We start from the raw sequence: 14,487 nt of genomic DNA, 5'->3' as shown, positions 1-14,487 counted from the left end.
GTCACTCCCTTATTTGTTATTTTAAATGTGTAGTGTCGGGTGTATCGTATACGTGGAATCGCGAGAACAAGCGCCATAACAATTCTCTACGGCTCGTTACGCCTGTTTTAATAAAAATGGACTTGAGGTGGTCCTGCACGGTATAGGCTGAAATGTGAAGGGATTCGGCCAATTGTTTCGTAGAGAGTCCCTTAACAACACAAGCGAGAATCTGCTTTTCGCGCTCAGATAATCCATAAGCTTCAGACAAATAGGGCAGCATGTCATTGGGAGAAGCAGCACTTATCCAAACGGCGAGCTGGGTTGTCTCTGCCGGACCGTTAAGGCGGCTAGCTTGAATGGTCACATAATGCCCGTCGGGAATACGTAAGCATACTTTAGCTAGTGAGGAATGTCCGGCACTTTCAGCACCTTTAGCGCTTGCAGCTGAATCTGCTAAAGCACGCGTACATACAGCTTGAATCGGCCGCGGAATAACGTGGCTTGTTACGTGTTCCCATTGTCTCAGCAGATGAAGCCAATACACCGCAGCATCGTTGTGCGAAATAATGTCAAGTTGATCGGAAAGTACTACAATACCTGGTCCTTCCTCTACCCAGACCTTGTCCTCAGCCGGCAAAGAAAGATGAATAGCTCGCAACTGATAGGCAATAATGGGGACCAGTTCAGATACAAAATCACGATCAAGTGCTGTGAACAAGGCGCTTCCTTGCTTGCGAAATAAGGTCAAGTATCCCCAGCATGCTTTATCATAAACTAACGCTGCTCGCAGCTCATCTTGAAAGCCCGCTGGCTGTAGCACGTGGCGATAGCGTGCACTGCGTTCCAGTTGTCCGTCAGTTGCACCGCTTAATGTAGCAACGGATATATCCGACTCTACTAATTGAGTATAGGTGTTAAAGTCCGCCTGCACATATTCATATTCAAATAGGCGCTGATGAATAGCCTCTACACCCTCTTCGGTCACCGCACCCGTAGATAGTAAAGTTTGTGGGTCTACCGCGGTAAAACAGGCGGCATCAAAAGGAATGATCTCACGGAGACGACTGATTAAAGCCGTTCTGAATGCATACGATGTAGCACCATCACCTGCCAGCCTCTTCACAAGATGTTTGAACGAATCTATCTTTACATTCATAGTGGTCTGCTCCTAATTTATCATTACCGTTAGTGTAATGGACCGAACCAGGAAAGTCACCTTCTTCACGGAAGGAACGTATAGGGACGGGGGAGTGAAGTAGATTAAATCTGCTATACTGAACATAAGCTCATAAAGCTGAGACAACGCTATTAATCGGAGGGTGATTACGATGAAAATGGGGATGATCGGAATTGGGGATATCGCCTCCAAAGCCTATTTACCTATATTGGCTACGAGGCAGGACATAGAATTGTCTATTACAAGTCGTAACCAAACGGCTGTTCATCAAGCAGCGCAGCAGTATCGGATCAAACAAGCCTACACTTCTGTCAGCGATTTGATTGCATCTGGTATTGAGGCAGCATTTGTACATACGGCAACGAAGTCTCATCCAGAAATAGTGAAGCAATTGGTCAGCGCAGGAGTTCATGTATTTGTGGACAAGCCGATTGCCTACACATTAAGTGAAGCGGAACAAGTTGTGTCGTATGCGAAGCAGCGCGATGTCAAGCTCATGGTCGGATTTAATCGTAGGTTTGCCCCTATGTATCGGGATGTAAAGCAGCACATAAAAGAACCGGAGACTATTTTTCTACAAAAAAACCGTACAGGCCCACTGTCTGATTTAAGAACAACTTTATTTGACGATTTTATTCATGTTGTAGATACGCTTGTTTATTTTGCAGGTGAACCAATCGAAGTGTCGGTTAAAGCGAAGCTAGAGCAACAAAAGGCTCATTATGTTGTTCTGAATTTACACAAGGGCAGCACGACGGCTATCGGGATGATGAACCGTAATACAGGTGTAACCGATGAGCGCTTGGAAATGACGGGGAATCAACGTAAGTTGGTTGTACACAATATGGTAAATACGATTTCTTTTGAGCATAATCAGGAGCATCATCATAAGTTTGAAGATTGGACGACAACACTGTATCGTCGTGGCTTTGTAGATATGATTGATCATTTTATAGAGCATGTGAAGCAGGGAACAGCATGTGAATCAAGTGGAGAAGCTGCACTAACAGCACATGAAATATGTGAGCGGATGACACAGGAGCTAGTTGCCCGCTTATAAGACTGCAAGGGTTTAAGTCATTTGAGGTTAATGGTAGTCACGTAAACAGAGGATGATTAGTATGAACAGTGAGGTATAATTTGACGAAGAAATGACTCGTCTGCTACAATGTCCCCATCAAATAGGAATAGGATGAGGGCGATGGTTCGTCGTTTAAAACGGTTCAAAAATGTTGCTACTGCATTAAGCTTCTAAGTAAACAAATGCGTGATATTACTTAGAAGCGAGGAGTAAGCATGAAACAACATCAATTTAACCACTGGTCTGAAATTAAGTATCTGAAGGATATTGTTACCAACCCAATGATTGAAGTAGGGGAGTACTCTTACTATTCTGGTTATTACGATAATCATGATTTTGAAGACGGGTGCGTTAGATACCTTTGGGGAGATGAAACATCAAGTAAGTTATTTAACCCGATCGAAGACTATGGTTGGCATATGGATAAATTGATTATTGGAAATTACGTATGTATTGCAAGTGGTGTCATTATTTTAATGGGTGGAAACCACAATCATCATCCTGAATGGATTACCGTGTATCCGTTTGTGGAGCAGCTTGAAACCTCTTACGAGCCCAAAGGGGATACAATTATCGAAAGTGATGCCTGGATTGGCATGAATGCAATGATAATGCCTGGAGTGACAATTGGTGAAGGTGCCATTGTTGCCGCAGGATCGGTTGTTGTCAAAGATGTCCCGCCATATACGATAGTAGGAGGCAACCCTGCTAAAGAGCTAAAGAAACGCTTTACAGATAATGAAATCGCAAAGTTACAGGAAATGCGTTGGTTCGATTGGGAACGTGAAATAATTGAACGAGCCAGTCCCATCTTATCAAGTCATTCTATTAATCAATTATATGACTTTTACCAAAGTGAAATAAAATATAATGATGATCTCCTTTAATAAGGATGAGAATGTACAGAACGTGAATGATGGATTACTCTAATCACAAATTAAACTAACGGGCACAATAGTGCTATACAATCGATTAAACCTCCCATTTGATGAGAACCTAGTGTTAATAGGTCTCTAAATGGGAGGTTTTATTATTTTAGGTGAACCCTGTACCTACAATTCCTGCAATGGCCCTGACTCCCGGCGGCGCCGACTCATGAGTACCAAAGAGAATGCCATTACCGTAAGGATAATCCCAAGCAATTGAAATCCCTCGAAGTTGAACTTATCTCCCATGACGATACCTGTCAATAATGAAGAGAAAATGGTTCCAAGGTATCTTGATGTATTAAATAATCCGGATGCTACACCGATTATTTCTTTTGGACAACTTTGGAACAAGACAGCTTGCATACCTACATTGTTTAACCCGTTGCTAATACCGAATGCAGCCAAAGCCAAACATACACTGATAACTGGTGAGGTTTGACTTAATATTACGAGCCACAACGATCCAAATGTCAACAGAATGCCAGACACTAGCAATGCTGGTCGAGGTCCTGATTTATCGATCCAACGTCCTGCTATTGGAGAAGTAGCTAGTGAGCACAAGCCTAAGCTTAACATGAGAATCCCAGTTTGGAACTCGCTGACGTGGCGTACCAATTGCAAGTAGGATGGAAGCCCGAAAAAGACTGAATAATAAAGTGCGTTAACGAGCATGAATTCCACATTAACCCAAATCATCGCCGGATATTTGGCGAATGTGCGTAAAGGGAGAAAGGGGGACGTCACTTTTAACTCATGTCGTACGAATGCCCCCAGCAGAGCGAGGCCAATAAGCCCCACAATGACGTTTTGTAATGAGATATGCCCATTTGATTTGGCTGAGAGTATTCCGACGAGTAGGGCAATTAGACCCACTGAGAAGAGCAGGATTCCTAGTGCATCAATTAAATCAATCCACTTTCGAAAAGACATGCTGCGTGCAGCTAATGTTGAAGGCTCGTCCTTAGGTATAGTCCTCCATGCTAATAGAAAGCTAGTCACCACAAATGGAATATTAACGAAAAAGATAGCTGGCCAATCCCACCAATGAATTAAGACCCCGCCAATAAAGGGGCCAATTGCTGCTGCTCCCGATAGAAAAGTGGACAAAACAGACAGCGCAGACGCTTGATTCTCCATAATATGAATTCGAACAATGGCCATTCCAACCCCAACCATCATGCTTGTTCCGATGGATTGTACAATGCGGAATACGATGAGCCAGCCAAAGGTTGGTGATAATGGAGCTAATAATGATGCAATGAAGGCTACAACTAGCCCTGCAAGAAATAACTTCCTACGACCGAATAAATCGCTGGCCTTTCCCATGATAGGTTGAGCGATGCTGCTTGCAATGTAGAAAGAAAAAATAATCCAGGAAACACCTGTAAAATCAAGTTGGAACACATTTTGCAGACTTGGAATAGCAACAGAAACCATCGAAGAATTTAATGGGTTTAATAGTATCCCTAGACCAACTGAAATCATTAACCATCTGCTGCGAACACTCATTATTGGTCCCTCCAGTAGCGTATTAATGTCATCGTACTTGAAATCATTTATTCCTTCCAACGCATTTTATGTTATAATTACATAGATTTGAAGGAATGAATGGAAGGTGAAAAATGGAGCTTCTTCAATTGCAATATTTTCTCGCGGTAGCTCGTTTAGAACATGTGACCGAAGCTGCACGAAATTTGCATGTAACTCAATCGTCACTCAGCAAAACGATTCAACGCTTGGAGGAGGATTTAGGGGTACCCTTATTCGATCGGATCGGAAGAAAGCTGCACTTGAATGCGTACGGAAGCAGCTTCCTTCGTCGTGCAGAAAGAGCTTTATTTGAATTGGAACAGGGGAAGCAGGAGCTTAGTGATTTATCCAAGTTGGAACATAGTACACTTGAATTAGCGGTGACAACCGCAAGCACATTACCCAGTATCCTTCGAGAGTTTCGGAGAAAGCGTCCCTCTATTCAATTTCATGTGCAAATGCTGACCACGCAGGAAATGGTTACACTTCTTCACAGAGGAGAGGTTGATTATTGCTTGTCTTCGCCTCCTGTAGTAGGGGATGATATCGAATGTCAAATCGTATTTATGGACCCAATCCTTGTAGCCGTTCCAAAAGGGCATCGGCTGTCGGATCGAAGCAGCGTATCTTTGACAGATCTGAGGGATGAATGGTTTGTTGGAGTAAAGAGAGGCTACGGTACTCGTGATTTAATTGACTCTGTATGCAAATCGGTTGGATTTGTACCTAAATATGTGTATGAGGGGGATGAACCTGCAAGGCTTAGCGCACTTGTGGAAGCCGAAATTGGCATAGCTTTCATACCAAGCACGGCAAGAAATGCGCGTGAACATATCAAATATCTCCAAGTAGAAAATCACGAATTGGTACGAGAGATAGCTTTATTGTGGCACAGGGATCGTTACATTTCGCGGGCTGCTCTGGAATTTCGCGAGGTAGTTGTAGAATATTTTGAAGCGAAATCCAATCAGACAATGTAATTAAGCTGGACAACTACTATTATTACTATTGACGTACACTAACAGGCGTAACCAGTACTTGGATCGGTATAAGAACCAATCCTTCAGCAAATACTGAAGGACTTTTCGGCGTTTTCTGAGAAAAATAGACCCAGAATGTTTTAATAAATGATATTGATCGGGCCATCAGTTCCAAAGCATAAAGATATTGATAAGGCGTAGCCACTTTATTACACTGTCTTATCCTCTGCCTGTGCAGGCTTATAAATATCTTCTGCCATAGCTAAAAAGGCCCGCACAGCTGGGGCAGCACTTGGCAGGGAGGGGCACGCCAATGCAATGCCGCGCCATTTTAATTGCGTCAGGTGCCGAGTTGTAATGCCGGATTGACTTGTTAGAAACAGCTCAGGCCCGATCGTAATTCCGAGTCCTTCCTGCACCATATTGGCAATTGTATTACAGTCCATCACCTCGAAACGAATACAAGGCTTATAACCCGCCTCTACAAAAAGGTCATTCACATGTGAACGATAAACACCCTTCGGCATAATCATCGGTTCACTTTCCAATTGTTGAATATCGACCACGGGGAGTTGGTGGAATCTATGATCAGCCCCAAATGCAACTACCATCCGATCTTTTATTAGAGGAGTGGTATGGAATGTTGTATGTTCATTCGGTTGGAGAACAAATCCTATATCGACAACGCCTGTATCAAGCCATTCCTCAATCTCTTCATATGTCCCCTCATAAAATACAAACTCAATATGCGGATATTTTCGATGGAATTCCGCGATTAGCCTTGGAAGCAAAGCTGAAGAAGCACTGGTGAAGCTGCCTATACGGATCGTGCCTGCTTCCAGATTAGAGACGAGTGCAAGCTCCTGCTTTATCTTATTAACGCTATTTACGATATCCTGCATATGGATAAGTGTCTTCTGTCCAACCTCCGTAAGCAGCAATCCTCGTTTACGATCACGGAGCAGCAAAGTGACACCCCATTCTGCTTCCAATCCAGCTACTGCATGGCTAATGGCGGATTGCGTCAGGTTTAACGCTGCGGCAGCTTTTGTAAAGCTGCCAAGCTCGATTACTTTTGTAAATATTTCAAATCTGGCAATAGTCATGAGTAATACCTCATCAATAATATGAAATACATTAATTTGATTCATGCTAACATGCGGCATATACTTAATGCAAGTTATAAGTAAGCTATTTCCTAGAAAGATACAAATAGGGGGAGATCAAATGCAGGCTATGGTTCATTTTGGAAACGCAGAACTTGCTGGGCTGAGTTACAAACATGTAGAGCGGGTACAACCTGGACCTGAAGAAGTGCTAATACAGCTGCGGACAGCAGGATTAAATCATCGGGATTTATTTTTGATGAAAGCACGGACGGAGCAAGACACGCCACTAATTTTGGGGTCGGACGGAGCGGGCACCATCGTCGAAGTAGGAGAAGGGGGGGATCGGGGCAGCATAGGTCAAGACGTCATCATAAATCCAACCCTGAACTGGCCTGTTGCAGAGGAAGTTCCGGAACTGCCTATCATTTTAGGCAGTCCATCGAACGGAACTTTTGCCGAGTATGTGGTTGTTCCAGCGCAACAAGCCGTAGCGAAGCCTGCTTATTTGACTTGGGAGGAAGCAGGTGTTCTTCCTTTAGCAGCCTTAACAGCGTATCGTGCTCTATTTACACGAGGGCAGCTCAAACCAGGGCAGCATGTGCTTATTCCTGGTATCGGCAGTGGCGTTGCTACGTATGCGCTGTTGATGGCTAAAGCTGCGGGGGCGCAGGTAACGGTAACTTCAAGAAGTGAATATAAGCGTGAGATGGCGCTCAAACATGGAGCTGATCAGGCCTTAGACAGTCAAGCGAATTGGAACGAAGCACTCCACGGGCAACAAGTAGACTTGGTTATTGACAGTATCGGTCCAGCTACATTTTCAATATATTTTGACGTAGTGAAGTCAAATGGACGTATTGTAACGTTCGGGGCAAGCTCTGGAGACGTTGTCCAATTCCCGATACGAGCCCTTTTTTTTCCACAGATAAGTATAATCGGAACTTCTATGGGTAGTCATGAAGAATTTACAGCCATGCTGCGTTATATGGAACAGCACTCGATTAGACCTGTAATTGATCGGATGTATCCCTTGGAAGAGACGGTTCAAGCGTTTCAACGAATGAAAAACAGCGAACAGTTTGGCAACATTGGATTACGAATAAAATAAAATAAATAACTAAGTGCATTCGGTGTTAGGGTTGGGTATGTGTGAAATGGGAAACAGTAGGCCTCATTTTCAGCCTCAATTACAAAAAAAATAATGCTCTTGTGCTTTCGTTCTCCTATAATGTTGGTTATACATAACTGGGATGAGCAATGAAGGGAGCGCCAACATCATAATGAAAATCATGATCGTAGATGATGAGAAGCTGGCTTTGCGAAGCATGAGTCACCATTTAAAGGAGTTCACGAATGTCGAAATTGTGGGCCTGTTTAACGATCCGAGGGAAGCGCTTAAACTGGCGAGTAACGAACATATAGATCTAGTTTTTCTCGATATTGAAATGCCTGAAATCAATGGGATGGTGCTTGCCGAACGGCTAATGGAAAAGCAGCCACATATCCGTATCGTGTTCGTAACCGCTTATAGTGAATATGCGATTCAGGCTTTTGAGCTTAACGCGATGGACTATTTGCTTAAACCTGTACAGCGCAGCCGAATAGCCGTAACGCTCCAGCGGTCTAGCGACCAACTGATGAAGGCTGCGGCTGCTACGAAGTCTAGCCACAATTTTCAGCTTTGCTGCATGCACAGCCTTCATTTGTGTGACGATGATGGGCGGAGCCATTCTTTTCAGTGGCGGACCGTAAAGGCGCAGGAATTGTTTGCTTATTTACTTCATCATCGTGGTCAAACGGTGCGAAAGGAATCGATATTAGAGTGGATGTGGTCGGATTGCGAGCCAGACAAAGCTTCCAATTTGCTGCATACGACGATCTACCAGATTCGTAGAGTGTTAAAACTTAAAGGGGTAGACGTACATATTAAGTATGCAGACAGTGGATATCGATTGGAGACAAATACAGTCTCGTTGGATGTAGAGGCGTGGGAGCAGGATCTCAACATGACACTGCCAGTTGCACCGCATAATCTGAACCAACAGCATCGACTATTAGCCCAATATCGTGGTGATTATTTAGGGGAATACGATTATATTTGGGCGGAAAGCGAACGTGAACGGCTAAGAACATTATGGCTTATCCGTGCGCAGCAAGTTGCCTTTTGTCACAGAGAGCAACTGCAGCAGGTTGAGGCTTTACAAGTGTACTTACTCATGGTAGAGAAATATCCGTACAATGAAGAAATTTGGTTTGAAGCGATGAAGCTGCAAGCTGAACTTGGCAATACCTATGAAGTCAAAAAATTATTTGACAAACTAACTTCAAATTTAAGGAATGAACTGGGCTTGAAACCAAGCCCGAATATTCAGCATTGGTATGAATCCTTTGTTACCAGGATGTAATAGGGACGATAGTCTGGCTGCTCTAATTAGAGCAGCCTTTTTGTCATGTTTGCAAGCAGTTGCCAACTGCAACGAACATGATGTTTCAGAAAATGTTCAGTCTCCTTCCATATAATGATAAATATATAGAGTGGTAGGAGTGAGCAGGACAATGAAACATACAGGACGAATCATCTTTAGTCTGATATCTATTGGTATGGCAGCCATGCTCCATATGTATTTATTTCGGTTTGGACCCATATCGATGTGGATCTTGATTGCTACTAGCGTATGGATCACAAGCTCATGGTATGTAGGGAAATATATTGACAAATTACGGTTTGAAATACAAATTGACTCGTTAACTAACGTTTTTAATCGAAACGCAGCGGTCAGCCTGTATCGAAATCTAACAAAGCGGATGACACCAGGCAATCATATGGTAGCAATCTATTTTATTGATGTGGATCGTTTTAAACTAATTAACGATAATTTTGGACACAGTGTCGGCGATGCTGTGCTTCGTTTTGTTGCAGCTTGCTTGCAGCGGATCGATCGTCCAGGAAAAGCGGTTGTACGTTGGGGCGGGGATGAATTTGTAGTAATGGTGCCATGTAAGCAACATCAAGAGATTGCAGCTATTTATGAAGAGATTCAATCTAGCATGAAGTCAGTAACACGAAACCAGCAGGCACCGATTCCGCTAACGGTAACCGTAGGGACGTCTGTTTATCCCTGCCAGGGGAAGCGGTTAGAAGATTTGGCGGAGCTTGCTGATAAGCAGATGATATGGAGTAAACGACAGAAGCAGAGTAATTCAAATGAAATCGCTATAACTTACAAAAGCGGTGCCAAAATAAGACGGGCCTGAGTGCAGGCCTGAAAATCGATACGCCAACGAATAAGCTATCTTTAAAGGAGTGTACTTGCAAGTGAAACAGCTATCTATCGTTATACCCGCTTATTTTGAGGAAGAGGTAATCGAGCAATGTTACGATCAGCTAAAAGCGGTAGCGGAGCAAACCAATTACAGCTATGAGCTCATTTTTATTAACGATGGCAGTAAGGATCGTACGTTAGACATCTTGTTACAAATTGCAAAGCAAGACAATACCGTCAAAATTATTGATTTCGCAAGAAACTTTGGCCATCAGGCGGCAGTTAGCGCGGGGATTAACAGAGCTTGCGGCGACGCAATCGTCATTATTGATGCTGATTTGCAAGATCCCCCTGAAGTGATCCACCAGATGTTAGCCAAATGGGAAGAGGGGTATGACATCGTTTATGGTAAGAGGAAAAGACGTGAAGGTGAAACCTGGTTTAAACTGATCACCGCCAAGTATTTCTACAAATTTCTCCATTACATGTCGGATGTGGATATTCCTAGAGACACGGGTGACTTCCGCTTAATTGACCGTAAAGTGGCGTATGTATTTAACCGTATGTCTGAGAAAAATAGATTTATTCGCGGTATGATCAGTTGGGTCGGCTTCAAGCAATCCTATGTGGAGTATGATCGACATGAAAGATTTGCGGGTGTAACCAAATATCCGTTTAAAAAGATGATTAAATTTGCCTCAGATGGCATCGTGTCGTTTTCCTCCAAACCGTTAAGATATATTATGAAAATGGGCTTTTTTGCTGTTCTATTGGCTTTTGTTGTGCTGGTGTACTCTGTGTGCGCTAAGATTCTCGGTTTTCCTACAGAAGCAGGTTGGACTTCCATTATGGTTGCGATTACGTTATTTAGTGGCGTTCAACTGTTATCGCTAGGTATTATAGGCGAATATATCGCACGAATCTACGACGAGAGCAAAGACAGGCCGTTATACATTGTGCAGGATGAAATTAATTTTGACTCAGCTTTAGACTCTGGGCATTCTCGTCATCAAGGGGATGATCGGTTGGCGTCTGTACCGGTCAAAGTCGGGAGACGGTAGCTGTTAGCCCCTACAGCATAATCAAACTATCGTGCAAGCCTATCCTGTTCAAATAAGGGTAGGCTTTGTTGTGGATCATAAGCCAAAGCAATCGAGTTTAATTCTCAACGGCAAGCACACATTTCGAATAATGGCAGCTCCATGATAGCGGCAGTTGCTCCTATTATGAAGGGTGTTAAAAAAGAAAAGTTTACCAATGGTTAGATCGCCCTTATAATAGTTGGAGAAGCGTAGGTCTTCTTCCAGTCACTTCGAATTCCTCCTACTGTTGTTTTCCATGTCTAACTTTCCCAACATGAAGATTGTATACCTCCACTTCTAGTCATGCCGTCAGTTGTGTGTGTTTTCGTATAATCAAGGTCAAGTTCAGCTAAAAAGGTGGTGCTTTATGGCTAAAATGGTGTATTTCAGTGTAGATCTGCATGGGCATGTTAACGTTTCACTAGGGCTCATTGATAAATTGATTCAGAGAGGGGAGGAGGTCATTTACTATTCTAGTGACTTGTTCCGCCCTCGAATCGAAGCAGTAGGAGCACAGTTTCGAAGTTATGAGCAATTAATAAGCTTTGGCTTGCACGGCGGAGATCGATTGGATACGTTTTTTATATTTGCGAATTACATTCTGGAACGCAGCCAAGCTATTATTGAACAACTGGGTGATGATATTAGGAGTTTAAAGCCAGACTATATTATTCACGATGTATTTTGCTATTGGGGCAAGGAATTAGGTAGACAGCTTCATATTCCATGTGTCTCGATTACAGCCCCCTTTCCTTATATCGATGAGATGTCAGAAGTGGACCCCCATTTTTTCATGAAGATGATTTTGAGATCTGAGGAAAATTCCTTCTTGTTAAAACATAAAGACCCCGCTGACGCTTTCCGCAACTATTTACATAAGAGCGCTAAGCTGTTTGCTCATAAATACAAGTTGCCAGAGCCGTTAAACCTCATAAACGATGTGTTTTGCAGCCGCGAGGATTTAAATATATTGTTCACCTCGCGCGAGTTTCAGCTCCATTCAGAAGCTTTTGATCAGCGCTACTTTTTTGCGGGATATAGTCTTTATTCCCGCCAGGAAGAAGTTACGTTCCAAATGGACTGGCTCGATGGCAGACCGCTGATCTATGTTGCATTTGGCACCATGCTAGAACGTCTGCATGTGCTGTACCGAAACTGTATAGAAGCTTTCTCCGACATAGAATGTCAGGTTGTTATGTCCGTCGGCAAGGGTATCCGGATAGATGAACTCGGAGTTATTCCCGACCATTTTAGAGTGATGAGCTATGTTCCTCAACTAGCAGTGCTTGAGCAAGCGCGTATTTTTGTGAACCACGCAGGTACTAACAGTGTTTATGAAAGTATTTGTTATCATGTTCCACAAGTAGTCATCCCTCAAGCTTTTGATGAGTTTATGGGCGCAATGATGGTGGAGAGGGCAGAGGTTGGACTGTATTTGAAGACACAAGAGCCAAGTGCTTCTGAAATTCGTACAGCTGTGCAGACTGTACTCGCCGATCCCTCCTATAAAGAGAATTGCGTGCGAGTAACACGTTCATTTGAGGCGACTGGCGGGCTGGACCGCGCGGCGGATCATATCGTTCAATATGTTGCAGCAAAAGGGAGCCAATTAACCAGCCGTAAAGTTTTAAACGGATAACGAGCAAAAAACAACTGGATCATTTGATCCAGTTGTTTTTGACGTTTATTCTCCATAAATGGCTTTCCGTATCGTTTCATCCTCGTTTATATTACCATTAGGATTGTTTTTAATCGCTTGTAACAATTTGTTGCCAGTGACTTCCCATTCCTTCAGCATGTTAGCCGTGCTCATTTTGCCTTCCTTCGCTTTTTCATAAAATGTATTTCCTGTTTCGTTAACTACCCACAGGTTTCGTTTCTGGCGGGCAATTTTCGGATCGGTGCTATTGTCAGGACTCATCGCGTAGAAAGCCTGGATGTTATAATTCATGCCTTCCTGTGGTTTGATGTAAGTTTTGCGGGTTACTAACTGTCGACTGGAGCGAGATTGCAACTTCGACCATTGCTCACTATGAATAAACCGAATAAAATTCCATGCATCATCTGGATTTTGGGCTTGATTGTTAATACCAAATATTGTTTTTACATCCATCCAGCTGTTTATGTTTGGCGCTTCCACATGATGGGGCATCGTCACGACATCCCAGTCAGGCATTTTAAAGTTTTTAAGATTGCCCGCATGTTTGCTAACCTCTTGCAGTTCCGCAATGTAATCATAGTAATTTACGACCATTGCTACTTTTCCAGACAAAAATGCATCACGTGCTATAGGGTTATAAGATTGACCAACTTCGTTTTGTTCGGGTTCAACAGGAAAAATATGTTCTTTCTCTAGCTTTAAGAAAGTGTCAAATACTTTTTCCCACTGAGGTGAATTTACGGTCATTTTTTCCGCTTTATCGTCATACAACCTTAATTGTAACGGCTTAGCATAATTAAAAATATCGTAGAAGTTGCTGAACCAGTAAGGACTAAAGCTGAATCCGAACTTCCGGTCAGCTCCGCCTCCCTTTGCGACACGACGTGCTAAATCAAACGCTTCATCCCACGTCATATTGTCTTCTGGTAAGGGAACGCCTGCTTCTTTGAACAGGTTTTTATTATAAAATATTGCACTTGTATAAAAAGTGGGGGTTAAGCCGTACAGATTTCCATTTCCAATCGTTTTCAGATGTTCCAGAATAGAAGGGACAAAGTCACTTGTATCAAACTTATCATTTTTTATATAGGTATCCAGCTGTTTTAAATGTCCTTCCCCGGCGTATACTTGGAACGCTTCGCTGTCCATTAACACAATGTCAACTGGATTGCTGCCTGTCATCTTTTTTTTCATTTCCTCCACTGCATCAGGTCTGTTTTTCTGTTCTTCTTTATCAACATAACGATATTCGATATGGTCAAATGCCGGAACGATCTCAATCGTAAGGTTTGGATTGGCGTATTCAAATACATCCGTGTATTTCTGTCGTATGTATTGTTCATCACCATTACCCGACATCACGCCAATTCTGAGCACACGTTTGTTGTCTTGGTCAGGAGTCCCGCCTCCGCAAGCGGACAAAAGGGGGACAACCAACATCAGCATGAGAATGAATAAAAATATCTTTTTGGTCTTCATAATGTCTTTAACGCTCCATTCTAGTTATTTATTATGAGTATGGTTCATATGTAATACGCATCGAAGAGGGAGAATCTTACATTCGAAGCGTTGTAAAGAAGATGGCATAAAATAATCTTTCAATAATGCAATGTTGTACAACTTATATGTCATTCAAATCAATGGCTCTCCTTTAACTGGAAAGATATGATAAGCGTATAAAAGCAGCGTCAGCT

12 protein-coding genes are annotated in these 14,487 nt (G+C 42.9%); 8 read left to right on the top strand and 4 right to left on the bottom strand.

Annotated features, from left to right (window positions below; translation table 11 throughout):
- Positions 1-16: 16 nt before the first annotated feature.
- Positions 17-1,138, bottom strand: a complete 1,122-nt coding sequence (locus tag H509_RS0120140; RefSeq protein WP_028546666.1) for a helix-turn-helix transcriptional regulator — start codon at positions 1,136-1,138, stop codon at positions 17-19.
- Between the two features lie 172 nt (positions 1,139-1,310).
- Between H509_RS0120140 and H509_RS0120135 the strand changes: the two genes are divergently transcribed.
- On the top strand, positions 1,311-2,219 hold the full coding sequence (locus H509_RS0120135; RefSeq protein ID WP_028546665.1) for a Gfo/Idh/MocA family protein: 909 nt from the start codon (positions 1,311-1,313) through the stop codon (positions 2,217-2,219).
- 236 nt (positions 2,220-2,455) lie between these two features.
- Positions 2,456-3,127 (top strand): CatB-related O-acetyltransferase, encoded by a 672-nt coding sequence (locus H509_RS0120130; RefSeq protein ID WP_028546664.1) that lies wholly within the window; start codon positions 2,456-2,458, stop codon positions 3,125-3,127.
- 165 nt (positions 3,128-3,292) lie between these two features.
- Here H509_RS0120130 and H509_RS0120125 read toward each other — a convergent pair whose 3' ends face one another.
- A complete protein-coding gene (locus H509_RS0120125; protein WP_028546663.1) occupies positions 3,293-4,678 on the bottom strand; it encodes an MFS transporter in 1,386 nt (461 codons plus the stop codon).
- A gap of 113 nt (positions 4,679-4,791) precedes the next feature.
- Here H509_RS0120125 and H509_RS0120120 point away from each other — a divergent pair, with 113 nt between their 5' ends.
- Positions 4,792-5,679 carry a LysR family transcriptional regulator gene (locus H509_RS0120120; RefSeq protein ID WP_028546662.1) on the top strand — a complete coding sequence of 296 codons (888 nt, stop codon included), beginning with the start codon at positions 4,792-4,794 and terminating at the stop codon, positions 5,677-5,679.
- 209 nt (positions 5,680-5,888) lie between these two features.
- On the opposite strand, the gene H509_RS0120115 is transcribed toward H509_RS0120120, so the two are convergent.
- Entirely contained in the window at positions 5,889-6,785 is an 897-nt protein-coding gene (locus H509_RS0120115) for a LysR family transcriptional regulator (protein WP_028546661.1), read from the bottom strand.
- 121 nt (positions 6,786-6,906) lie between these two features.
- Between H509_RS0120115 and H509_RS0120110 the strand changes: the two genes are divergently transcribed.
- The 5 genes from H509_RS0120110 to H509_RS0120090 all read left to right on the top strand — a co-directional run bounded on the left by H509_RS0120110 (position 6,907) and on the right by H509_RS0120090 (position 12,772).
- Entirely contained in the window at positions 6,907-7,896 is a 990-nt protein-coding gene (locus H509_RS0120110) for a quinone oxidoreductase family protein (protein WP_028546660.1), read from the top strand.
- A 142-nt stretch (positions 7,897-8,038) separates the two neighbouring features.
- Complete coding sequence (locus H509_RS0120105) at positions 8,039-9,193, top strand: response regulator (RefSeq protein WP_245596202.1); 1,155 nt, start codon at positions 8,039-8,041, stop codon at positions 9,191-9,193.
- Between the two features lie 151 nt (positions 9,194-9,344).
- On the top strand, positions 9,345-10,043 hold the full coding sequence (locus H509_RS0120100; protein ID WP_028546658.1) for a GGDEF domain-containing protein: 699 nt from the start codon (positions 9,345-9,347) through the stop codon (positions 10,041-10,043).
- A 61-nt stretch (positions 10,044-10,104) separates the two neighbouring features.
- Positions 10,105-11,112, top strand: a complete 1,008-nt coding sequence (locus H509_RS26130; protein ID WP_051287468.1) for a glycosyltransferase family 2 protein — start codon at positions 10,105-10,107, stop codon at positions 11,110-11,112.
- Positions 11,113-11,500: 388 nt separating this feature from the next.
- A complete protein-coding gene (locus H509_RS0120090) occupies positions 11,501-12,772 on the top strand; it encodes a macrolide family glycosyltransferase (protein ID WP_028546657.1) in 1,272 nt (423 codons plus the stop codon).
- A gap of 45 nt (positions 12,773-12,817) precedes the next feature.
- On the opposite strand, the gene H509_RS26125 is transcribed toward H509_RS0120090, so the two are convergent.
- Positions 12,818-14,272, bottom strand: coding sequence for an ABC transporter substrate-binding protein (locus H509_RS26125; RefSeq protein WP_036698237.1), 1,455 nt, complete (start codon positions 14,270-14,272; stop codon positions 12,818-12,820).
- Between the last annotated feature and the right edge of the window lie 215 nt (positions 14,273-14,487).

It is taken from the genome of Paenibacillus taiwanensis DSM 18679 (assembly GCF_000425125.1).
GTDB classification, from domain to species: Bacteria; Bacillota; Bacilli; order Paenibacillales; family Paenibacillaceae; genus Paenibacillus_B; species Paenibacillus_B taiwanensis.
The sequence above is the reverse complement of the archived record's forward strand: the minus strand, read 5'-3'. Positions and strand labels throughout refer to the sequence as shown.